The organism is Micromonospora globispora, assembly GCF_003857015.1.
In the GTDB taxonomy this organism is placed as follows: Bacteria; Actinomycetota; Actinomycetes; order Mycobacteriales; family Micromonosporaceae; genus Micromonospora; species Micromonospora globispora.
In genome coordinates this window covers 1-755 of record NZ_QGGF01000761.1, presented here as the reverse complement: position 1 = coordinate 755, position 755 = coordinate 1, and the positions used below count along the sequence as shown (strand labels likewise).

The window sequence follows — 755 nt, the reverse complement described above, 5'->3', positions numbered from 1 at the left end:
GTCCGGGGCCGCCGTCCGGGCGGGCGCGACGAGTTGGCCGCCGACCAGGCCGGCGGCGAGGATGTCCGGCCCATCGCGCCAGGCCACCTGCCGCCCGTCGGTCGCCACCGCGATCGCGTCGGCGCCGGCGAGCAGCACCTGCGGGGAACTGCCGTTGGGCGGCACCCACCAGAGCGTACGGCCGGCCACGGTGGGCGCCGACGTGATCAGCCAGCCGCCGTAGTCGGGGACACGCTGAGCCCGCTCGACCGGGCCGACCCCGACCAGCTCGCGCCGCTCGCCACCGCTGGTGTGGATCCAGGAGCCGATGATCAGGTCCAGCTCGGCGCGCACCGGCCCACTCGTCGGCGCCGGCGCGGACGGGTTCGGCAGCGGCGACGGAGATCCTTGCGGGTCGCCGAGCACCACCGTCGGACTCCCCTGGTGGCCCGGCTCGTCACGGAGTTGCGCCATGCCGGTGGTGACGACGACGGTGGCCACCGCGGCGAGGGCCAGCCCCGCCAGCGCCCGAGTCCGTACCGTCCGGTTGGCCCGCCGGATCGCCACACCGGCCGGGTCGACGGCGAGCGGCTGTGGCGCGGCGACCCGACGGGCGAAGGTCTCCCGCAGCGCGCGCTCCAGCTCGTCTTCCGTCACGGGGATTGAACGCTCCGAACCGTCCGTCCGGTTGTCGCAGGGGTGGGGCAACCGGCTCATCGGGTCTCCGCCGCGACGGTGGGGGCGGGTACAGGGATGCCGCTGGTCAACGTGATCCG

At 75.6% G+C, this 755-nt stretch carries 1 pseudogene; it reads right to left on the bottom strand.

Annotation, left to right across the window (positions count from 1 at the left end):
- Window positions 1-636, bottom strand: a pseudogene (locus tag DKL51_RS33475) (hypothetical protein); the annotation flags it as partial.
- Between the last annotated feature and the right edge of the window lie 119 nt (window positions 637-755).